Annotated in this window: 17 protein-coding genes; 9 read left to right on the forward strand and 8 right to left on the reverse strand. The window is 69.7% G+C overall.

What is annotated here, in order from left to right; translation table 11 throughout:
* Positions 1–54 precede the first annotated feature (54 nt).
* Together EDD27_RS52780 and EDD27_RS52785 are read left to right on the forward strand one after the other, a co-directional pair.
* Positions 55–348: an MTH1187 family thiamine-binding protein gene (locus tag EDD27_RS52780; protein WP_127940195.1), complete on the forward strand. Its 294-nt coding sequence runs from the start codon at positions 55–57 to the stop codon at positions 346–348.
* 132 nt (positions 349–480) lie between these two features.
* Positions 481–2,076 carry an FAD-dependent monooxygenase gene (locus EDD27_RS52785; RefSeq protein WP_127940196.1) on the forward strand — a complete coding sequence of 532 codons (1,596 nt, stop codon included), beginning with the start codon at positions 481–483 and terminating at the stop codon, positions 2,074–2,076.
* A 1-nt stretch (position 2,077) separates the two neighbouring features.
* On the opposite strand, the gene EDD27_RS52790 is transcribed toward EDD27_RS52785, so the two are convergent.
* From EDD27_RS52790 to EDD27_RS52815, 6 genes are all read right to left on the reverse strand, one after another.
* On the reverse strand, positions 2,078–2,755 hold the full coding sequence (locus tag EDD27_RS52790; protein ID WP_127940197.1) for a uracil-DNA glycosylase: 678 nt from the start codon (positions 2,753–2,755) through the stop codon (positions 2,078–2,080).
* Between the two features lie 69 nt (positions 2,756–2,824).
* Entirely contained in the window at positions 2,825–4,198 is a 1,374-nt protein-coding gene (locus EDD27_RS52795) for a M1 family metallopeptidase (RefSeq protein ID WP_127940198.1), read from the reverse strand.
* Positions 4,199–4,263: 65 nt separating this feature from the next.
* Complete coding sequence (locus tag EDD27_RS52800; protein WP_127940199.1) at positions 4,264–5,163, reverse strand: carbohydrate ABC transporter permease; 900 nt, start codon at positions 5,161–5,163, stop codon at positions 4,264–4,266.
* Positions 5,160–6,536 (reverse strand): ABC transporter permease, encoded by a 1,377-nt coding sequence (locus EDD27_RS52805; protein ID WP_421917188.1) that lies wholly within the window; start codon positions 6,534–6,536, stop codon positions 5,160–5,162. Before EDD27_RS52805 ends, EDD27_RS52800 begins: the two co-directional genes overlap by 4 nt.
* 12 nt (positions 6,537–6,548) lie before the next feature.
* The gene (locus tag EDD27_RS52810) at positions 6,549–7,871 is read right to left on the reverse strand and encodes an ABC transporter substrate-binding protein (protein WP_127940200.1); all 1,323 of its coding nucleotides are present in this window, start codon (positions 7,869–7,871) and stop codon (positions 6,549–6,551) included.
* Positions 7,872–7,878: 7 nt separating this feature from the next.
* On the reverse strand, positions 7,879–9,129 hold the full coding sequence (locus EDD27_RS52815; RefSeq protein ID WP_241564738.1) for an ABC transporter substrate-binding protein: 1,251 nt from the start codon (positions 9,127–9,129) through the stop codon (positions 7,879–7,881).
* 127 nt (positions 9,130–9,256) lie between these two features.
* On the opposite strand from EDD27_RS52815, the gene EDD27_RS52820 reads away from it, so the two are divergent.
* From EDD27_RS52820 to EDD27_RS52830, 3 genes are all read left to right on the forward strand, one after another.
* Entirely contained in the window at positions 9,257–9,763 is a 507-nt protein-coding gene (locus tag EDD27_RS52820; protein ID WP_127940201.1) for a PadR family transcriptional regulator, read from the forward strand.
* Positions 9,760–10,488 carry an ABC transporter ATP-binding protein gene (locus tag EDD27_RS52825; RefSeq protein ID WP_127940202.1) on the forward strand — a complete coding sequence of 243 codons (729 nt, stop codon included), beginning with the start codon at positions 9,760–9,762 and terminating at the stop codon, positions 10,486–10,488. Before EDD27_RS52820 ends, EDD27_RS52825 begins: the two co-directional genes overlap by 4 nt.
* Before the next feature lie 76 nt (positions 10,489–10,564).
* Positions 10,565–12,832, forward strand: a complete 2,268-nt coding sequence (locus EDD27_RS52830; protein WP_127940203.1) for an ABC transporter permease — start codon at positions 10,565–10,567, stop codon at positions 12,830–12,832.
* Here the strand turns inward: EDD27_RS52830 and treS are convergent.
* Complete coding sequence (gene treS, locus EDD27_RS52835; protein WP_127940204.1) at positions 12,819–14,540, reverse strand: maltose alpha-D-glucosyltransferase; 1,722 nt, start codon at positions 14,538–14,540, stop codon at positions 12,819–12,821. The two genes, EDD27_RS52830 and treS, sit on opposite strands and share 14 nt — an antisense overlap.
* A gap of 263 nt (positions 14,541–14,803) precedes the next feature.
* Positions 14,804–16,438: an asparagine synthetase B family protein gene (locus tag EDD27_RS52840; protein WP_127940205.1), complete on the reverse strand. Its 1,635-nt coding sequence runs from the start codon at positions 16,436–16,438 to the stop codon at positions 14,804–14,806.
* A 136-nt stretch (positions 16,439–16,574) separates the two neighbouring features.
* Here EDD27_RS52840 and EDD27_RS52845 point away from each other — a divergent pair, with 136 nt between their 5' ends.
* The 4 genes from EDD27_RS52845 (at position 16,575) to EDD27_RS52860 (ending at position 21,841) form a co-directional block, all read left to right on the forward strand.
* Positions 16,575–18,422, forward strand: coding sequence for a hypothetical protein (locus EDD27_RS52845; protein ID WP_241564739.1), 1,848 nt, complete (start codon positions 16,575–16,577; stop codon positions 18,420–18,422).
* Positions 18,423–18,432: 10 nt separating this feature from the next.
* Positions 18,433–19,047, forward strand: a complete 615-nt coding sequence (locus EDD27_RS52850) for an anticodon-binding protein (protein WP_127940206.1) — start codon at positions 18,433–18,435, stop codon at positions 19,045–19,047.
* A gap of 125 nt (positions 19,048–19,172) precedes the next feature.
* Positions 19,173–20,555 (forward strand): diaminopimelate decarboxylase, encoded by a 1,383-nt coding sequence (gene lysA, locus EDD27_RS52855; protein ID WP_127940207.1) that lies wholly within the window; start codon positions 19,173–19,175, stop codon positions 20,553–20,555.
* Positions 20,552–21,841 carry a homoserine dehydrogenase gene (locus EDD27_RS52860; RefSeq protein ID WP_277750820.1) on the forward strand — a complete coding sequence of 430 codons (1,290 nt, stop codon included), beginning with the start codon at positions 20,552–20,554 and terminating at the stop codon, positions 21,839–21,841. Before lysA ends, EDD27_RS52860 begins: the two co-directional genes overlap by 4 nt.
* Positions 21,842–21,843 lie beyond the last annotated feature (2 nt).

Here is a 21,843-nt window from a genome sequence, read left to right on the forward strand (position 1 = left end):
CGCATGTCGCTCGCTAAGATCGAAACCCATACGCCGAGCCGCAAGGGACACGCAGTGATCGTCGCATTCTCCATCACCCCGCTGGGCGTCGGCGAAGGTGTCGCCGAGCCCGTCGCCCGTGCCGTCAAGGTGGTCCGCTCCAGCGGTCTGCCCAACCGGACCGACGCGATGTTCACCACGATCGAGGGCGAGTGGGACGAGGTCATGGACGTCATCAAGCGGGCCGTGGAGGCGGTGGCGGAGGTCGCACCCCGGGTGAGCCTCGTGCTCAAGGCCGACGTGCGGCCGGGGATCACGGACGGCATGACCTCCAAGGTCGAGTCCTTGGAACGCCACCTGTCCGAGTAGTCCCACCCCACTGACACACCGGGGGATACCCGTCAGCCAAGTCGCGACATATCTTGACTCTCGCGATCGACGCGACATATCGTGTCTTCGACCGACAGACGCGATAGTACGCGTTCTCGAAGGAGGAGAGCAATGGAGCATGAGCGAGTGCCGGTCCTCGTGGTCGGCGGCGGGTATGCGGGGTTGAGCGCCGCGCTGCTCCTGGCCTGGCGCGACGTGCCCGTCATGCTGGTCGAACGGCACCCGAGCACCTCGGTCCAGCCCAAGGCGTTCGGCGTCGGTCCGCGAGCCGTCGAGTTGCTGCGTCCCGTGCCCGGCATCGAGGAGGCCCTGAGCGACATCTGGGCCGGCATCGGCGACAACATGCGCATCGCGATCGCCAAGAGCCTGGCCGACCCGAACCCCCACATGATCATGAGCGATGAGCGTGACGAGCTCGCCTTCCTGGCTGACGTCACCCCCGCCGCGATGGTCGGCGCGCCGCAGGCCGAGATCGAGCGCGTGCTGCGCCACCGGGCCGACGAACTGGGCGCCGACCTGCGTTTCTCCACCGAGCTGCGCTCGCTGGAGCAGGATGCGGACGGGGTGACGGCGCTGATCCGCACCGCCGGCGAGGAGCGCCTGGTGCGGGCCGACTACGTCGTGGCCGCCGACGGCTACCGGAGCCCGCTGCGGCGGCTCCTGGGTGTGCCGACCTCAGGCAAGGGCGAGCTGGTCCAGATGTGCTCGATCATGTTCGACGCCGACCTGTCCGGCCTGGTCCGCGACCGTGAGGTCACCCTCTGGTACCTGCAGAACGAGGTCTTCACCGGCGTGATCCTGACCGGCACCGGCGTGGGGGCGCACGTGCTCGGCGTCAACCTCGCTGAGGGCGAGAGCGAGGCGGACTTCCCCGACGAGCGCTGCGTCGAGCTGATCCGCATCGCTGCCGACCGGCCCGACCTGAACGTGCGGATCCTGGACAAGACGGCCTTCCCCCTGGCCCACGTGCTGGCCGACACCTACCGGGCCGGGCGGGTGTTCTTCGCCGGGGACGCGGCCCACACCATGCCGCCCACCGGCGGGCAGGGCGGCAGCACGGCACTCCAGGACGGTTGCGACATCGCCTGGCGGCTCTGGCTGGTGCTCACAGGGCAGGCCGGGCCCGGCTTCCTCGACACCTACGACGCCGAGCGCCGCCCCATCGGCACGCTGACGGCCGACGCCCAGCTCGCCAACCTCGGTGTACGCATGCCTCCCGCGGCCCGCGTCGGCTACCCGGAGCCCCTGGAGGACCCGGTGGGCGCCCTCATCGGATACCGCTACCACTCCTCGGCGATCCTGGACGAACCCGGCGACGACGGCTCCATCCTGGAGGATCCCCGCGTGCCGAACGGGCGCCCCGGCAGCCGCGCCCCGCACGTGGTGCTCGACTGGGAGGGCCAGCGCATCTCCACCATCGACCTGTTCGGCTCCGGCTTCGTCCTGCTGGCCGACAAACAGGACGGCCAGGCGTGGACGGACGCCGGGCGCCTGGTCAAGGAGCGGCTCGGAATGCAGCTCACGCGGCTGCTGATCGGCGAGGAACTCGTGGACGTGGAGGGATGCTGGCGGGAACGGTACGGCGTCAGCGGGGGCGGCGCCGTCCTGGTCCGGCCGGACGGTTACGTGGCGTGGCGCTCTCCCGACGCCGACCCGGACCCGCTCGCCACCCTGGAGCGGGTCATGCGGCGCGTGCTCTGCCGGTGACCTAGGGGAGCTTCCACTCCACAGGCGCCGCGCCCTGCTGAGCGAGCAGCTCATTGGCCCGGCTGAACGGCCGCGAGCCGAAGAATCCGCTGCGTGCCGACAGCGGGGAGGGGTGGGCGGACTCGATGCGCGGCACGTCGCCGAGCATCGGCGCGAGGTTACGCGCGTCGCGGCCCCACAGGATCGCCACCATCGGCTTGGCCCGCGCCACCAGCGCGCGGATGGCCTGCTCGGTGACCTGCTCCCAGCCCTTGCCCCGGTGCGAGGCCGGCTTGCCCGGCATCACGGTGAGCACCCTGTTGAGCAGCAGCACGCCCTGCTCCGCCCACGGCGTCAGGTCGCCGTTGGAAGGACGCGGCAGGCCGAGGTCGGTCTCCATCTCCTTGTAGATGTTGACCAGGCTGCCCGGCAGCGGCCGCACGTCCGGAGCCACCGAGAACGACAGCCCGACCGGGTGGCCGGGCGTCGGATAGGGGTCCTGGCCCACGATCAGCACCTTGACCTCGTCGAAGGGCTGGTTGAACGCTCGCAGGACGTTGGCCCCCGCGGGAAGGTATTGCCTCCCCTCAGCGATCTCCCTGCGCAGGAACTCGCCCATCAGGGAGATCTGCTCGGCGACGGGCTCAAGCGCTGTGGCCCATCCGGCTTCGACGACTTCGTTCAGTGGACGACCGGCCATGGCCGATGAGCTTATCTAGGTCTGGTACGGCTTGAGGCCGAAACGTCGGTTCACGCCGTACCAGAATGATCACAGGGCCGGTTTGCCCGGCTTGAACAGCCACGCCTCGAAGAGCGCGTCGAGCTGTTTGCCCGACACACGCTCGGACAGGGCGATGAAGGCGGCCGTGTCGGCGTTGCCGTACTTGTAGTCGCTCGCCCACGCACGCAGGATCGCGAAGAACGCCGTGTCACCGACCTCGCGCCGTAACATGTGCAGGGTCATCGCGCCGCGGTCGTAGACGGGGTCGTGGAAGAGGTTCTCCGGGCCGCCCGGGTCGGCGGGCGGGCTCTGCCAGAACTGGTCCTCGGCCGCCGGGGCGTAGGCCGCGTCGAAGGAGGCCTGCACGGTACGCGTGCCGAGCTTGTCCAGCCAGAGCCACTCGGCGTAGACGGCGAAGCCCTCGTTGAGCCAGATGTCGCGCCACAACGTCGGCGTCACCGAGTTGCCGAACCACTGGTGCGCCAGCTCGTGCGCGAGCAGCGACTCGCTGGGGACCCGCGGGTAGACGGGCCGCGTCTGGGTCTCCAACGCGTAGCCGACCTCCGGCGCGTGATCGACGATCCCGCCGGTCGACGAGAACGGGTACGGGCCGAAGATCGAGCTGAAGTAGTCGAGCACCGGCGGATGCCGCTCGGGGAAGCCCTTCGCGTCGCCGGCCAGCTTGGGGTCCACGGCGGTGGTGACGCGGTAGCCGCCGATCCTGGTGTCGGCGAACTCGAACTTGCCGATCGACACCGTGGCCAGGTAACTGGCCATCGGCTCACGGGAGTCCCACACGTAGGTGGTGCGCTCGCCCTTCGGCCACTTCGCCACCAGATCCCCGTTGGCCACCGCAACCCGAGAGCTCGGCACGGTCACCGTGAACCGGTAGCCGGCTTTGTCGGTCATGTGGTGGTTGCCGGGGTACCAGGTCATGGCGCCCTGGGGCTCGTTGGCGTTGTAGACGCCGTCGCTCGTCTTGATCCACCCGTCCAGCGAGCCGTCGGGGTCGATGACGTGCGTGGCCTTGCCGTCGTACCGGACGACGACGGAGAAGTCGCGGCCTGAGTGCAGGCTCCTGGCGGGCGTGACCACGAGCTCCGAGCCGCTCTGCGTGAACGTTGCGGGCCGACCGTCCACCGTCACCGATCGCACCGAGAGAGTGCTGACGAGATCCAGATTGAAGCGGCTCAGTGCCTGAGTGGCCCGGGCCGTGATCCCGGCCACGCCGATGAGGCGTCCGGATGACGGGTCGTAGTCCAGCGAGAGGTCGTAATGGCCGGTGTCGTAGCCGCCGTTCCCCTGGCCGGGGAAGTACGGGTCGCCCGCGCCCGGCGCGCCGGGCGTGCCGTCGTGCGCGAGAGCGGGGGAGAGGGGAAGGGAGATGAAGGCTGCTGCGGTGAGAGCGAGAAGACGCTTCATGAAGGGGCATCGGAACGACGAAAACGGACGTTACGGGCGCCCGATGGACGGGCGCCCGTAAGCCGTCACTTCACCGAGCCGGCCATCATGCCCTGGACGAAGTACCGCTGGAACGCGAAGAACATGATCAGCGGGACGATCAGCGACAGGAACGCGCCGGACGAGAGGATGTCCACGTTCGACCCGAACTGCCGCATCTGAGACTGCAGATACTTGGTCATCGGCTGGTTGGCGGTGTCGGCGAAGACCAGCGCGATGAGCATGTCGTTCCACACCCACAGGAACTGGAAGATGCCCAGCGAGGCGATGGCGGGCTTGCCCAGCGGGAACACCACCGACACGAAGATCTTCCACTCCGAGGCCCCGTCCATGCGCGCCGCCTCCAGCAGCGAGGCCGGGATGCCGACGAAGAAGTTACGCAACAGGAAGATGGCGAACGGGAGCCCGAATGCCACGTGGAACAGCACCACCCCCGGGATCGAGCCGAAGATGCCGGCGTTTCCGTAGAGGGTGGCGACGGGGATCAGCGCGATCTGGATGGGCACGATGAGCAGGCCGACCACGATGAGGAAGGCCGTGTCCCGCCCGGGGAAGTCCATCCACGCGAACGCGTATCCCGCCATCGCCGCGATGCCGATCACCAGAACCGTGGTCGGCACCGTGATCAGCACGGTGTTCCAGAAGGACGCCGTGAAGCCGCTGCCCAGCAGGTTCTGGTAGTTCTGGATGGTCAGCTCGGCCGGCTTGGTGAAGACCGTCCACCAGCCCTCGGCGTTGTTGACCTGGGTGGTCCGCATGGAGACGACCAGCAGGCCCAGCGTCGGCACCAGCCAGAACAGGCCCAGCACCACCATGACGACCTGGACGGCGCCGCTCCCGAGCCGGTCCACGATCTTGCTCAGCACGCCCCTTCGTGGCGCACCCGATTCCAGCCCTTTCGGGGCCGTAGCGGTGGCGGCTGTCATGTGTTCTCCCTCCTGAACCGGCGGATGTTCATGATCATGAAGGGAAGGACCAGAACCAGCAGGAGTATGGCGAGCGCGCTGCCCATGCCCTGGTTGTTCCCGCCGCCGAACGACACGCGCCACATCTCCAGCGCGATCACGTTCGCCTGCGGCTGGACCGAGGCCGGCGCGATGATGAACACCAGGTCGAACACCTTCAAGGTATTGATGATCATCGTCACGAAGACGACGAGGAGCACCGGCGACAGCAGCGGCACGGTGATCTTGCGGAACACCTGCCACTCCGTGGCGCCGTCGATGCGGGCCGCTTCCAGCGCGTCCCGGGGGATCGCCGCCAGCCCCGCCGCGAGCAGGACCATGGCGAAGCCGGCCCACACCCAGACGAACGCGCCGATGATCGCCGGGGTGATCAGCGTCGGGCCGAGCCAGGTCAGACCGCCGTAGGCGGCCTCGAAATTCGACTGCGGCAGGCGGATCGTGTAGGAGCCCGCAGGCAGGTCCGCGAAGCGGAACGCGCCCTGGTCGTCGGTCGCGGTGGTCGCGACGACCTTGCCGTTCTGCACCGCCTCGACGGTCATGCCGGGCAGGCCCTTCTCGCCGGTGTCCACCGCGCCGCTCTGGCCGCCGCCTCCCGGCGTGAAGTCGAACCAGACGATGCCCAAGATCCCGCTGCCGCTCGCCGATTCCGGGGCCGGCCGCGCGTCGGCCGGCATGACGGCCGGCTTGACGCCGACGATCGGGATCAGCACCTGCTGGCCCGCCTGGACGGGCTGCTTGGTGACGACCGCGCCGTTCTGGGCGGCGACCGGGGACTGGGCGCCCTCGCGCGGGCGGGCCTCCGGATAACCCTGGGAGGAGGAGAACGTGTCGCGCACGGTCGTCAGCACCGCGTTGGCCAGGCCCTTGTCCGGGTTCTCCTCGTACACCAGACGGAAGATCACGCCGGCGGCCATCAGGGAGACCGCCATCGGCATGAACACGATCAGCTTGAACGCCGTCGACCACCTGATGCGCTCGGTCAGCACCGCGAAGATCAGTCCCAGTGTGGTGACGATGATCGGGGCGATGACCACCCAGATGAGGTTGTTGCGGATCGTGGTGAGCGTGCCGGAGTCGGTGAAGATGGTCGTGTAGTTGCCCAGCCCGACGAAGCCGGTGCCGTTCGCGTCGAACAGGCTGCGGAAGAGCGAGTAGACGATCGGGTAGACCACCCAGATTCCCAGCAGCAGCGCCGCTGGGAGGAGGAAGGCGATCGCGACCGCCGGCGAGGGGCCGAGGCGTCGTTGCATGTGGGGGGTTTCAGCCGGTCCGGTGGCGGCCCCGCCCGCGATTTCCGCGGGCGGGACCTTCGGGCCGTCCAACCGTTCGGTCACGGCCTTACCTCTTTACTTCCAGGCCTTCTTGGCCTCGGCTTCCAGCGCCTCCTGGGCGCCCTTGATGTCGGTCGGCTTGCGGACGAAGTCCTGCAGGACCTTCCATTCGCCCTTGCCGTCGGTGCCGCCGAACGCGCTGGGCGCGAGGTCGGACATGTCATAACGGACGGCGTCACCGGCCGAGATGATCGTCTGCCCGAGCTGCTTGGTCAGCTCGTCCGGGTAGTTGTCGGGAGAGACGTTTTTGTTGGGCGACAGGTACCCGGGCAGCTTGGCCCAAATCTCGCCGCCTTCCTTGGAGGCCAGGAACTGCAGCAGCGCCATGGCGCCGGGCGAGTCCTTCATGGCCACCGCGACGTCGCCGCCGAGCACGACCGGGGCCGTGTCACCGGCCTTCGGGAACGGGAAGTACTTCGCGTCCTCGCCGACCTTGGCGCCCGACTGCACGGCCTCGACGGCCACGAAGTCGGCCTCGATGACCATGGCGGACTTCTTGGTGCTGTAGACCTTGCTCACGCAGGTGGGGAAGTCGGTCTGCATCGTGCCGGACGTCCCGTCGACCAGGAACTCCTGCTTGCCGACGATCTGCTGGATCTTCTCCAGCGCGGTCGTCACGGTCGGGTCCGTCCACGGGATCTCGTGCTTGGCGAGCTTGTCGTAGTTCTCCGGGCCCGCGGTGGACAGATAGACGTTCTCGAAGAGGTCGGTCAGCGTCCAGCCGGAGGCGCCGCAGAGCGAGAACGGCGGCGTGCCGGAGTCGGCGATGGTCTGGGCGTTCTTGACAAGCTCGTCCCAGGTCGTCGCCGGCTGCACGCCGGCGTCGTCGAACGCCTGCGACCGATACCAGACCAGCGACTTGTGCGCGGCCTTGATCAGCACGCCGTAGACCTGGCCGTCGGCGGAGCCGAGCTCCTTCCAGTACGGCGTGTAGTTGGCGTCGATCTCGGCGGTGACGGCGTCGGTGAGCGGCTTGAGCGCCTTCTGCTCGACATACTGCTGCACCAGACCCGGCTGCGGCAGGATGGCCACGTCCGGCGGGCTGCCGGCCTGGATGCGGGGGCCGAGGAAGGCGCCGGTGTCCTCACCGGTGGAGGCGTAGGTGACCTGGGCGCCGGTCTTGTCGGAGAACGCCTTGAGCACTTGCTCGAAGTTCTTCTGCTCGGCTCCGGTCCACTTGGCGGCGACCTCGAGCTTCACGCCCTCGAGGGTCTTGGCGCCGGCGGTCGCGGGCGCGGACCCCGTGGCGGTGGGCTGCGTCGTCGTCGGTGCGTTGCCGCAGGCGGCGACCGCTAGCGCGAGCCCGGCCAGGATCGCTGCTGCTCTGGCTTTTCGCATGGATGCCTCACTGGGTTCTGATGATCTCTTCGAGTTCGGACTTCATGGAGACCGCGACGTCGTCGGCGGACTCGGGGGTGGGGGTGCTGAGGGCCTTGGCGACCGAGCTCGCGATCACCAGGCTCAGCTGGTTGTAGTTGGCGCTGACCGGACGTGCCTTGGCGGCGAGGATGCTCTCCTTGAGCACCGGCAGGTACGGGAAGCGCTTGATCAGGCCTGGATCGTCGTAGAGCTCGGTCCACACGGGAGGGAAGGAACCCTCGGTGAGGACCCTGCGCTCGTTCTCCAGGCTCGTGAAGTAGCGGATGAACTCCTGGGCGGTCTGCTGGTGCTTGGAGAAGGCGCTGATGGCCAGGTTGGCGCCGCCCAGCGTGCTGGACCCCGGGCCGTTGAGCCCGGGCAGCCGGGTCACGCCCAGCTTGTCGCCCAGCTTCGCCTTGGCGGGGCCGTAGGCGTGGGGCCAGTTGCGGGCGAAGGCCAGCTCGCCCTCCTGGAAGGCCAGGCGCGACTCCTCTTCCTTGTAGCTCAGCGACTCCTCGGGGATCCAGCCCTCGCGCAGGCCCTGGAGCAGGAAGTCCAGCGCGACCTCGCCCTTGGCCGGGTCGAGTGTCACCTCAGTGCCGTCGCGGCTGAGAATCTGCCCGCCGGCCGACTGCACGGCCTCCGAGAAGTTCACGGTCAGCCCCTCATAGGCGAGGAACTGCCCGGCATAGCCTTCTATGTTGTGCTTTTTCTTGATCTCTCGTGACTGCTCCCGAAGCTCCGCCCACGTTCGCGGCGGCTTCTTGACCAGGTCGGTCCGGTAGTAGAGCAGCCCCGCGTTGCTGGTGTACGGGACGGCCCAGAGCTTGTCCTTGTAGATCGCCGTCTCCACGACCGGCGGCAGGAACCTGTCGAGCGGGAACAACCCGCGCTCCAGGGGGATGATCCAGCCGTTCTCCGCGAACTCGGCAGTCCACACCACGTCGAGCCCCAGCACGTCGTAGCGGCTGCTCTGGGCCTGGAGGTTGGCCACCATCTGGGCACGTTGCTCGTCGGCGGCCTCGGGCAGCTCCAGCAGCGTCACCTTCTCGGCCGGGTGGGCCTGGTTCCAGCGGTCCAGCAGGGGTTGCAGGTACGCCGTCGTGTCGCGGCCGGTGGCGAACGTGATGGGGCCGGTTCCGCCCGTACCCGTGTCGCCGCCGCCCTCCTCGCCCGCCGTCGCGCAGCCGCCGGCCGTCAGGAGCACGGCCAGCATGAGCGAAAGCGAGCGCGGCACTCTGTTTCCTCCGTGTTCAGAGTGGTTACATACGTGTTAGGTAGATGCATTCATGTTATGCACACCTGTAATCTGAAGGTCAACGGATAACCGCGTAACGCATTCGTAACACAGCGGGAGGTGAGGCGTGCGGCTTCACCTGCTCGCGCTCCTGGCCAAAGAGCCGGCCCACGGATATGAGCTCAAGCAGGCCCTTGAGCAGACCTTCGGCAGTGCCTACCCCTCGCCGAACATCGGGCAGATCTACGTGACGCTCGGCAGGCTCGAGAAGGACGGCTTGGTCAGGGCTGTGGACGTGGAGCAGTCCAACCGGCCCAACAAGAAGGTCTACTACCTGACCGCCAAGGGCCGCGACCTGCTCACCACCTGGGTGGACGAGCCCACCGAAGGACCCAGGGTACGCGATGAGTTCTTCATGAAGCTCGTGCTCGCCCCGCTCACCGGCATCGCCGACCGGATGGCGCTGCTCAACCGGCAGCGTCGCCACTACCTCGGGCTCATGAGCGACCTCAACGACCTGCTCTCCCGCACGCCGCCGACGGACCGGGTGGCCATTCTGCTCATCGAGGGCGCCATGCTGCACCTGCAGGCCGACCTTGACTGGCTGGAGCGGTGTCAGGAGGATCTGGCATGAGCTCTGTCCTGAAAACGGTCAATCTGGTCAAGATCTACCAGGATGGCGCGGTGCCCGTGCCTGCCGTGCGCGGGGTGGACCTGCAGGTGGAGGCGGGCGAGTTCGTCGCGATCATGGGACCGTCCGGGTCGGGCAAGTCCACGCTCGTCCACATGCTGGGCGGGCTCGACACCAGGACGAGCGGCGAGATCTGGCTCGACGGCAAGCGCGTCGACACGCTCTCGGAGAGCGCCTGGGCGCTGCTGCGGCGCAAGAAGATCGGCTTCGTCTTCCAGTTCTTCAACCTCGTCGCCAACATGACCGTGGGCGACAACGTCGAGCTGCCCGCGTTGCTGGCCGGAGCCTCGCCCAAGGTGGCCCGCGAGCGCAGGGAGAGCCTGCTGGCCGCGCTCAACCTCACCGACCGCGCCGACGCCGCGCCCGCCCAGCTGTCCGGTGGCGAGCAGCAGCGGGTGGCGCTGGCCAGGGCGCTGGCCAACCAGCCCAGCCTGCTGCTGGCCGACGAGCCGACCGGCAACCTCGACAGCCGCAACACGCGCGACGTGCTGCGCCTGCTCAGCGAGGTGCACAAGGAGGGGCAGACGATCGTCATGGTCACGCACGACGCCCGCGTGGCGAGCCTGGCGGACCGGCTGGTGTCGCTGTTCGACGGGGAGATCGTCGACGACGGCCGCATCGCGCGCCGCCGCACCGGCACCGCCGGCGAGGTGATCGACCTCCGATGAGCACCACCCCAGCCGACGCCGCCCACGCGCCGCCCTCCGTCCCCGCACTCCAACCCAGGGGAGCGGTGAGCCGCCGATGAGCGCCTCGCTGGCGGGGAGCCGGTGGATCAAGGCCGACCTGCGGGCCAGGAAAGGCCAGGCGGTGCTGACCGTGCTCGCCGTGGCCGGGATCGTGGCCGCGCTGATCACCGCCGCGACCCTGCTCGAGGACGGCACGAACCCGTGGCGGAGCCTGTTCGCCCAGACCGACGGGGCCCACGTCTGGCTCTACACCAAGGACAGTCCGCGGGTGGCGCTCAACGGCATCGACGGCGTGACGCAGACCGCGGGCCCGTACCGGTCGGCGCCCGTGACCGTGGCGCAGGACGGCAAGAAGGAGCCGGCGGCGCTACGCGCGATGCCCGCGACGACGCCGGCGGTCGCGCACCCCGTGGTGGCCGAGGGCAAGTGGCTGGACGCCACCCAGCCCGACGGGGTGGTCGTCGAGCGGTCGTTCGCGACCGCGCTGCGGCTCAGGGTCGGCGCGCCCTTCACGGTCATCGCGCTCAGCGGCGAGCGCCACACCCTGTACGTGCGCGGCATCGCCGACTCCGCCGAGCAGGGCTTCTACCCGCAGTGGACGCCCGGCCTGGCCTACGTCCTGCCGGCCATGCTCGACAGGGTCGAGCCCATGCTGGGCCGCAGCGAGTGGGTGACCGGGCTGCGCCTGGCCGACCCGGACGCCACCCAGGTCGTCGCCCAGCGCGTGGTCGTCATGCTGGAGGACGAGCTGCAGCGGGTCTACACCTGGCGTGAGGTCAGGGCCGCCATGGAGCTGGACAACCGGCTGCTCGGCACGCTGCTGGCGCTCTTCGGCGTGGTCGGGCTGGTGGCGGCCGCGCTCGCGCTGGCCAACGCGGCCGGCGGCCGGGTGCTCGGCCAGTTGCGCGACCTCGCCACGCTCAAGTCCATGGGCTTCACCCGGGGCCAGGTCGCGCTGCTGCTGCTGGTCGAGCACGGCGCGCTCGGGCTGCTGGGCGTCGCGATCGGCGCCGTGGCCGGCTGGGGCGTCATGGCGCTCATGCTCGGCGCGACGTCGGTGGCGCCGGTGCCCGTGCTGGCCATCATCGGCGGCACGGCTCTGGTGGTGCTCGCCGCCGTGGGCCTGCCCGCCTGGCGCGGCGGGCGTACCCCGCCGATTCCCGACGTGCCCGCCGCACCGCCGCGTGGCCGCCTGTCCCGGCTGGCCAGGCTCGCCCTCCTCGTACGCCTGCCGCCCGCCCTCGTCCTCGGCACCAGGGACGCCTTCACCCGGCGGGTGCCGGCGTTCCTGACGGCGTTCGGGCTGGCCGTGCCGATGATGATGATCACGATCGGTCTGGGCGTGTGGGCCACGCTGGACGACTTCGCCGACCATCCGGAGCAGGTGGGCCAGCACGCGAGCCTGTACGTCAGGCCGGGCAAGCTGGAGGCGGCCGACGCCAAGCGCATCGCCGAGCAGGACAGGGACGTCGCCGCGGTCTACCCGGGCACCGACGTCAACGCCCTGGCGCCGGGCGAGGCCCGCTCGGTCCGGGTGCGGGCCATCGGCAGCTCCACGGCACCGTACCCGTTCCCCGTGGTCGAGGGCCGCACGTACGGCCGCCAGGGCGAGGCCGTGGCCGGGCAGGGCCTGCTCGACCTGCTGGGCGTCAAGATCGGCGACCGGGTGCGGCTGACCGTGGGCGGCACGCCGCTGATCGTGCGGATCGTGGGCAGGACCGTCGAGCCCGACCAGGACGGCGAGGTGCTCTCGGTGGGGCTCGACAGCCTGGCGGCCAAGGACGCGGTGCCGCCCGAGTTCTACGCGCTCGCCCTCAAACCCGGTGCCGACCAGGGGGAGGTGCGCGGCAGGCTGCTGGCCGAGTCGGCCGAGAGCCTGGACGTGCAGGCCGCGGTCAACCCGGCCGACCGGCTGGCGGTCATCAGGGTGGTGATCGTGGCGCTGATCGCGGTGCTGACCTTGATCGGCCTGGCCAACCTGCTCACCGCCAGCGCGCTGGGCCTGCGCGACCACGCCTTCGACCTGGCCGTGCTGAAGGCCATGGGGCTGACACCGCGCCAGGTCATGGCCACGCTGGTCATGGGCACGGGCCTGCTGGTCGTGCTCGGTGTCGGCGTGGGGGCCGCGGCCGGCATGTCCGTGGTGAAGGGGCTGATCGACCTGCAGGGCCACACGAGCGGCGTGGGAGCGGGCATCGGCCGCGCGCCCTCGGCACTGACGCTGGCCATCACCGTCGTGACGGCCGTGGGCACGGCCCTCGCGGTCGCGCTCATCCCGGCGCGGCGCGCGGCCCGTGCCCAGGTGCCGGTCACGTCGCGCTGACGGCCCCCACGACGGCCTCGGCGCGCTTCAGCGCGAACCAGTAGAAGCCGTGGCCGGGCAACGTCAGCAGGTAGGGCAGCTCGCCGATCGGCGGGAACGGCACCCCGCCGCGCGCCTCGACCGGCACCAGGCCCTCGAACCTGCGCAGGTCCAGCTCCACCGGCTGCGGGAACTTCGACAGGTTGTTCACGCACAACATCACGTCGTCGCCCTCTTCGCGCACGAACGTCAGCACGGCCGGGTTCGACGACCACATTTCCGTGTACGCCCCGACGCCGAACACCGCGTGCCTGCGCCGGATCTCCAGCATCTTGCGGGTGAAGTGGAGCAGTGAACCCTCGTGCCGCTGCTGGGCCTCCACGTTGACGGCCTGGAAGCCGTAGATCGGGTCCATGACCGCCGGCAGGTAGAGCCGCCCGGGGTCGGCCGTGGAGAATCCCGCGTTGCGGTCCGGGCTCCACTGCATCGGCGTGCGGACCGCGTCCCGGTCCTCCAGCCAGATGTTGTCGCCCATGCCGATCTCGTCGCCGTAGTAGATGATCGGCGAGCCGGGCAGCGACAGCAGCAGCGCGGTGAACAGCTCGATCCGGTCCCGGTCGTTGTCCAGCAACGGGGCCAGGCGCCGGCGGATGCCGAGGTAGGCCCGCATGCGCGGGTCCTTGGCGTACTCGTTGTGCATGTAGTCGCGCTCTTCCTCGGTCACCGTCTCGAGCGTGAGCTCGTCGTGGTTGCGCAGGAAGATGCCCCACTGGGCGTTCTCCGGGAGCTTCGGCGTGAGCGACATGATCTCGGAGATCGGCTCGCGGGTCTCCTTCTTGACCGCCATGTAGATGCGCGGCATGAGCGGGAAGTGGAAGGCCATGTGACATTCGTCGCCACCCGTGGTGGGATCGCCGAAGTACTCCACGACGTCCTCGGGCCAGCCGTTGGCCTCGGCCAGCAGCACCCGGTCCGGGTAGAGCCGGTCCACCTCGGCGCGGATCTTCTTCAGGTACGCGTGCGTCTCCGGCAGGCCGGCGCACGCGGTGCCCTCACGCTCGAACAGGTAGGGGACCGCGTCCAGGCGGAACCCGTCGATGCCCAGGTCGAGCCAGAACCGCAGCACCTCCAGCATGGCCTCCTGCACCGCCGGGTTGTCATAGTTCAGGTCCGGCTGGTGGTGGAAGAAACGGTGCCAGTAGTACTGCTTGCGCACCGGGTCGTAGGTCCAGTTGGACTCCTCGGCGCCGATGAAGATGATCGGCGCGTCCGGATAGCCGCCAGGGTTGTCCGACCACACGTAGAAGTCGCCGTACGGACCCTCCGGGTCGTGACGGGACGCCTGGAACCAGGGATGTTTGTCGCTGGTGTGGTTCATCACGAGGTCGGTGATGATCCGCAGGCCGCGCTCGTGGGCTCGCTCGATCAGCTGGACGAAATCCCCGAGATCCCCGAAGTCCGGCAGGATCTTCATGTAGTCCGAGATGTCGTAGCCGCCGTCGCGCAGCGGCGACTCGTAGAGCGGCAGCAACCACAGGCAGTCCACGCCGAGCCACTCGAGATAGCCGAGCTTCTCGATCAGCCCGCGCAGGTCGCCCGTGCCGTCTCCGTTGGAGTCCTTGAACCCCCGGACGAGCACCTCGTAGAACACCGCCCGCTTGTACCAGGCTGGATCCTCCGAGACGAACGCCTCGGAGATCGGCTCCGGCAATGGGGATGCGTTGATCATATGTCGCTCACAGGAAGAGATGTGGGCAGGACGAAGTCACCGGTTGCCCCGGCGTTGTTGTCTGGTGACCGCGCCGCCTGGAGTCGTCATCCCTGCGAACTCCATGCCCTAGAACGGGGCCGGATTTGTGATCCGGTGACCCGTTTGTGCGGCGCTTACGGGCCGAACACTACCAGCCCGTTGGCTTTCCGGAACCCGCTTCTGCTGTGCGACGATTAATACCCGCGAGATCCGTATGTAATCGCCCTGTTACCCAGGGTTCATCAAAACGGTGCCGCGAGATCTGCGAGGTCGTTCTCGAAGTCGCTCAGCCAGAGTCCGAAGAGTACCAACCCCCGCACCCAGAAGCGGTCATTCCAACCATTGAACCTGGTCAGCGCGTCGGGACCACCCGCGATCAGCTCGTGCAGCTCCTCCGACAACAAGCCGGGAACCCGGTTGACCACAGTCTCCAGCATGCCGTGCGCATAAATTCGGGCGGGCGCGGCCGTGGACCGCAACGGCACCCGCTGGAGTGGTTGCTTGACGACATTCGTGGACGGCAGCGCGGCCACCCGCGGATTGGCCGCGTAGAGCACCTCCCGGTAGAAGCGGCCTTTGTCCTTGCGCGCCACGCCGACCGACAACGCGGCGTCGAAGAAGTCCGGGTGGATGAACGGCGCCGCGAACGACGCCTCGGGTCCCACCAAATTGACCGCCGAACGCGCGATGCCGCGCACCGTCCGGGTGTGCAGAACCGACAGCGGCAGCTCCGCCCGGTGGCCGTGGAGCATGGAGGTGGCCGCCGCGAACTGCTCGCGCACGGTCTCCTCCATCCACTGCGCGGCGCCCTTGGACAGGAACGGCTGCGAGGGCGCGCCGAGCGACAACGAGCCCAGCACCGCCGCCGAGCGCTCCGCCTGGGTCCTGGCCTCCAGCGCGGCGCCGCTGACCATGAAGTTCTTCAGCAGCGGGCCGCCGGCCAGCCCGTCGACCAGGATCCGGCCCGCGCCGTGCACCTCCTTGGCGAAAGGCGCGTACCAGGCGTGGTGCGGCGTCAGGTATTCGAGCCTGCGGGCCACCTCCATCGCGTCCCGCGGATAGTCGGCGGCGTCCTGGGTGACCACCCGGTGCGGGATGCCGAGCTCCTTGGTGATCGACCTGGCGAAGGCGATGTCGGTGTCGGTGCCGTCGTCCGGGCTCGTCGTCCACGACTCGACGTCGAAGCCCCTGGCCTTGGCCACGCTCGCCAGCAATCGGGAGTCGTAGCCGCCGCTGACCGGCACGAGCAGCTTGCGCCCGTCGTAATCCTCATAGACCTGGTGCAGCAGCTCGACGATCTCGCCCGGGCTGATCCACGCCTCGTACGGCTCGGTGCGCAGCCAGCGCGGCAGCCGCCGCTCGGTGGTCACCCGGCCGTGCTGCCACACCAGCGCGCTCGCCCCGGACAGCCGCTTGACCTCGGTGTACGGGGTCGCCTCGCCCAGCGGGAACGTCACCTGGATGATCGAGGCCCAGGCCGCCCAGTCGATCGCGATCGGCACCAGGCTGAGCAGCGGCTGGATCAGCGACGAGAAGTAGACCGCGTCGCCCTGGCGCACGTAGTAGACGTCCACCAGCCCCAGCGCGCCCGTGTGCAGCGTGACTTTGTCGGCGTCGCCGATCAGGCCCGGGGTCTCGTACGTCTCCGCGACCGTGATCCAGTCCTCCACCGCGGTCGGCCTGCGCTCGCCCCACGCGAACGCGTACGAGTCGCCGACCCGGTGGTAGGGCGGCAACGGCGTGGAGCTGAACAACGCCGCCTCGGCCGTCTGGAGCGCCGGGCGCACGCGCGGGCCGGCGGCGGTCAGCTTGCCGAGTATGGCGGTGTCGATCCGGCCGAGAGCGCCGCAGACATAGGGCCGCACGTTGAACTGCACCGGATCTCATCCCTTCGAGACGCTTCCGCAAAAGAGTATCCTTTGCCGGGCTAAGTGAGCGGAGGCATAGTTTGCGAGCGGAGCGAGCGAACACTCAGACGCAGCGACCTGTCGCCGGGCCGACGAAGGAGGACCGGTGACCACGGAGCTTGAGAGCACACGGAGAGCACTGCGGGATGCCATCGCGCAGGCCGAGCGTGCGGCAGAGCTGGCCAGGCTGCTGGACGCCGCCCAGGGCCGGCTGGCCGAGGCGGAGCGCAGCGTCGAGGAGGCCAAGGCCCTGGCCGAGCGGCTCAGCGAGGCAGAGGAGCGGCTCGCGGCCGAGCAGGCCGCCGCGGACAAGCTGCGCAGGGAGCTGGCCGAGCAACGTTTCCAGGCCGAGGTGGCCAACTGGAAGCTGTCCTCCATCAAGGTCGCCCGCTGGAACCGCCTCGGCGACGCCATCAAGACAGGCAAGAGCAACCCGGTCCGGCTCGCCAAGGGCCTCAGGGGCGCGGCCAAGCCGGTCAAGCGGCCGACCGCGCCCAAGCGCAAGCCGGTGGCCCCGGTCAAGCCCGGCAAGGACGAGCGCCCGGGGGCCGCGTTCCAGGCCACGACCTCGACCCGGACGCTGGGTGGCGCCTCGTTCAAGCTCAAGCCGTTCCGGGTGCCGACCGGACCCAACACGCGCCCGCACCTGACGGCTGCGGTGATCGCCGACCCGCACGCCGAGGCGCTGCTGCGCTACGAGTGGCGCCAGACGACCGGCTTCACGCCGCGTGACTTCGCCCGGGTGCTCCCGCTCGAGGTGCCCCACCTGCTCGTCGTCGAGTCGGTCACGCAGGGCCCGTGGGCCGAGGAGATCACCGGCGAGCCCGGCGAGGGCATCAAGGCGCTGCTGGCCTGGTGCGCCGAGCGCGGCATCCGCACCGTGTTCTGGCACACGCAGGGTGACGTGGCCGCGTACGCCGCCACCGCCCAGCTGTTCGAGCACCGGTTCACGAACGACCTGGCGGTGGCCTGGCCTCGGCTGCAGTTCGGGATCCAGCCGAGGATCCACAACCCGCTGCCGCTCGCGGGCGGACGCATCGACCGGGTGCTCACGCTCGACCAACTCCTGCCCGGCCACCTGAGCTACCCCGACGTCCTGACCTCCTATCGCTGGCCGGCCGCGGCCGACTGCCCGCCGGGCACGCCGCAGTGGCGGCTGGCCGAGATCGCCGCCTGCGGCACGCCCATCGGCACCGAGCCGGACTCGCGGCGTGCGCACGTGGCGCTGCGGCGGGCGTACCAGATGGGCACGATGACGGAGCGGATCGACGAGATGCTGGAGGCGATCGGCCTGCCCAGCGCCCGCGCCACGCTCAACACCTCCGTGCTGCTGCCCATCCTGGACCCGTACCTGATGGAGCACGGTCTCGCGCAGGTCGCCAAGCAGTCGGGCGTGGCCCAGGTGATCGTCATCGGACCGCCCGAGGCCGAGCTGCGCGCCCGCGACGTGCTGCCGGACATGGAGGTGATCTACCGCCGCCCGCATCCCTCGATGACCGAGGGCGCGATGCTCAACGCCGGGCTCGACCTGTGCGAGGCGGACCTCGTGGCGGTCATGGACCCGCGCGACGTGTACGGCCCGCACTACCTGTCCGACCTGCGCCGGGCCTTCCTGTTCAGCACCGCGGACATCGTCGGCAAGGGCGCCTTCTACGCCCATCTGCGCAAACCCCAGGCCACGCTGCTCAAGCAGCCCGACGCCGAATATGCCTACCTCCCGGAGATCGCCGGCGCGACCCTCCTGGCCCGCCGCAACGCGCTGCGCGAGCTGGGCTTCGCCGACCTGACGGACGGCTGGGACGAGGTCCTCATGCGGCAGTGCCGTACGGACGGGATCAAGGTGTTCTCCGCCGACAGGTTCGGTTACGTCCGGGTACGCGACGAGGACCGCTGGCTCCTGGGCGCCGCCCACCTGGTCGAATACGGCTCCGCCGAGCCGCACGCGCTCATCTAGAGTCGTCGGTGTGAAGCTGGCCGGCGTGCTGGGGGAGCCGCCCGTGCCCGAGGGCTCGTGGGAGCGTGAGGCGGTGTACGTCTCCGCGGCGGCCCTGCGGCGTCGAGTGCCCGCGGACGTCCTCGCCGAACGGGTACGGGCGGTGCCCGGGGTCGCCGACGTCGAGGTGCGACGCGACGGCTTCCTGCGGATCACGGTGGCGGTGCCCGGCGAGCTGCTGGAGGCCATGGAGCCGGTCGAGATCCCGGAGCCGGCCTGGCCGGACTTTCCCCGCACGTGGGACAACCCTGGCTTCGTGGTGCGGTACGGGCATGTACGTGCCTGCTTTGTCCGGCGGTGGGCTCGGGAGCTGGGAGTGCCGGAGGCCGGCTTCCGGCCCGAGCTGCTCGATGACCCCCGCGACCGGCGGGTGTTGCGGGTGCTGGCGGAGCTGCCCGGACGGGCGGTCAGCAGGGATCCGGGGTGGGAGACGTACCTGCTGCGGTTGGCGCTGGCCTACCACGACGCCCATGAGCACGCGCCGGCCGTCCCCCGGGGCGACGAGCCGGTCACCGTGATGCACACGGCGCGGGTGCGGCTGGCGCAGGCCGTCGGGGAAGTGCTGATGGGGCCGGAACGGCTGTGAGGAATTGCAAAATATCCGGCCAAATGGCGAAAAAAACGTAAAAATCTCTGTTTTGGGGCTTGATCGCGTCTCGATACGTGGGCAGCGGGTCATGGTGGAGTTGCGGTTCCGATAGCCTCGATCGGGTGAGCCGATTCGTCCATCCTGCCGGGGACCGGCATGCCGAGATGCTGCCCCACGAGCGCCCGCCGCAGGCGCCCGCCGACCTCAACCGGATCGATCCCGCGATCTGGCCCCGAACGTCGACCCGGACCGATGGCGCGCTCACGGTCGGCGGTGTGGACGTCCGCGACCTGGCCCGCGACTACGGCACCCCGGTCTACGTCCTCGACGAGGACGACGTGCGCTCGCGCATGCGCGACTACGCCACGGCGTTCGCCGGCTCGGACGTGCATTACGCCGGCAAGGCGTTCCTGTGCAAGGAGATCGTGCGCTGGCTGCACGACGAGGGCCTCGGGCTCGACGTGGCCAGCGGCGGTGAGCTGGCGGTCGCACTCAGCGTCGGCTTCCCGCCCGAGCGGATCACGATGCACGGCAACAACAAGTCCGTCGCCGAGCTGGCCAGGGCGCTGGAGGCCGGCGTCGGGCACATCGTGGTCGACTCCTTCGACGAGATCGCCAGGCTCGGCTACCTCGCCGAGCAGCAGGGCAAGCGGCCCAAGGTGATGATCCGGGTGACCACCGGCGTCGAGGCGCACACGCACGAGTTCATCGCCACCGCGCACGACGACCAGAAGTTCGGCCTGTCGCTCAACGCCGGGACGGCGGCCGAGGCCGTGCGCCGCGTGCTCGCCCTCCCGCAGCTGGAGCTCGTCGGCCTGCACTCGCACATCGGGTCCCAGATCATCGACACGGGCGGGTTCGAGGTGGCCGCGCGGCGGCTGGCCGCGCTGCTCGTGCAGATCAAGGACGAGCACGACGTGGTCCTGCCCGAGCTGGACCTCGGCGGCGGCTACGGCATCGCCTACGTCGAGGGCGACGAGGCTCCCGACATCAAGGAGCTGGCCGACGGGCTGCGGGAGATCGTCACCAAGGCGTGCGTGGAGGCGGGCCTGCCCGTGCCCCGGCTGACCGTCGAGCCCGGCCGCGGCATCGTCGGCCCAGGCGGCATCACGCTCTACGAGGTCGGCACGGTCAAGGACGTGGAGGGGCTGCGCACCTACGTCAGCGTCGACGGCGGCATGAGCGACAACATCCGCACGGCGCTCTACGGGGCTGAATACACCGCCGTGCTGGCCAGCCGCGAGAGCACCGCCGAGCCCATGCTGAGCCGTCTCGTCGGCAAGCACTGCGAGAGCGGCGACATCATCGTGCGCGACTGCCACTTCCCCGCCGACCTCGCGCCGGGCGACCTGATCGCCGTGGCCGCGACCGGCGCCTACTGCCGATCGCTGGCCAGCAACTACAACTACCTGCTCAAGCCCGCCGTGGTGGCCGTCTCGCGTGGCGCAGCCCGGGTGATCGTGCAGGGTGAGACCGAGGACGACCTGTTGAGGGGGCAGCTGTGAAACCGCTGAAAGTGGCACTGCTGGGCTGCGGCGTCGTCGGCTCGCAGGTCATCAGGCTCATGCACGAGCAGGCCGGCGACCTGGCGGCGCGGGTCGGGGCCCCGCTGGAGCTCGCCGGGGTCGCGGTGCGCCGCCTCGGCCGCAAGCGCGACGTCGACGTGGCCCCCGAGCTGTTCACCACTGACGCCGAGTCGCTGGTCGCCCGCGACGACGTGGACATCGTCGTCGAGGTCATCGGCGGCATCGAGCCCGCCCGCACGCTGATCGTCTCCGCCCTGTCGCGGGGCAAGTCCGTGGTGACCGCCAACAAGGCCCTGCTGGCCGAGGACGGCGCCACCCTGCACGAGGCCGCCAGGAAGGGCAACGGCGACCTCTACTTCGAGGCCAGCGTCGCCGGGGCCATCCCGCTGCTGCGGCCGCTGCGCGAGTCGCTCGCCGGCGACCACGTCAAACGGGTGCTGGGCATCGTCAACGGCACCACCAACTACATCCTCGACAAGATGGACTCCACGGGCGCGTCGTTCACCGACGCCCTGGAGGAGGCGCAGACCCTCGGCTACGCCGAGGCCGACCCGACGGCCGACGTCGAGGGCTTCGACGCCGCCGCCAAGGCCGCCATCCTCGCGAGCCTCGCCTTCCACAGCCGCGTGCCGGCCGCCGCCGTGCACCGGGAGGGCATCACCGAGATCACCGCGACGGACGTGGCCTCGGCCAAGGCCATGGGCTACGTGATCAAGCTGCTGGCCATCTGCGCCCGCTCCGACGACGGCCGCTCGTTCGGGGTACGGGTGCACCCGGCCATGATCCCGCGGACGCATCCGCTGGCCGGGGTGCGGGAGGCGTACAACGCGGTCTTCGTGGAGGCGGAGTCGGCGGGGCAGCTGATGTTCTACGGCAAGGGGGCCGGCGGCGCGCCCACGGCCTCGGCCGTGCTCGGCGACATCGTGGCCGTCGGCCGCAACCGCCTGGCCGGCACGCACGGGCCCGAGGAGTCCACGTACGCGGACCTGGCCGTGCACCCCATGGGCGAGACCGTCACCCGCTGCCACGTGGCGCTGGACGTGGCCGACAAGCCCGGTGTGCTGGCCCGTGTCGCGGAGTTGTTCGCCAAGCACGACGTGTCCATCCAGACCGTGCGCCAGGAGGGCCACGGTGACGACGCCCAGCTGGTCATCGTCACCCACCGCGCCACCGACGCCGCCCTGTCGGCGACGATGGAGGGGCTGCGCGAGCTGGACAGCGTCCGCGCGGTGGCCAGCGTGATGCGCGTGGAGGGCGACGACTAGCC

Source organism: Nonomuraea polychroma (assembly GCF_004011505.1).
Classification (GTDB): domain Bacteria; phylum Actinomycetota; class Actinomycetes; order Streptosporangiales; family Streptosporangiaceae; genus Nonomuraea; species Nonomuraea polychroma.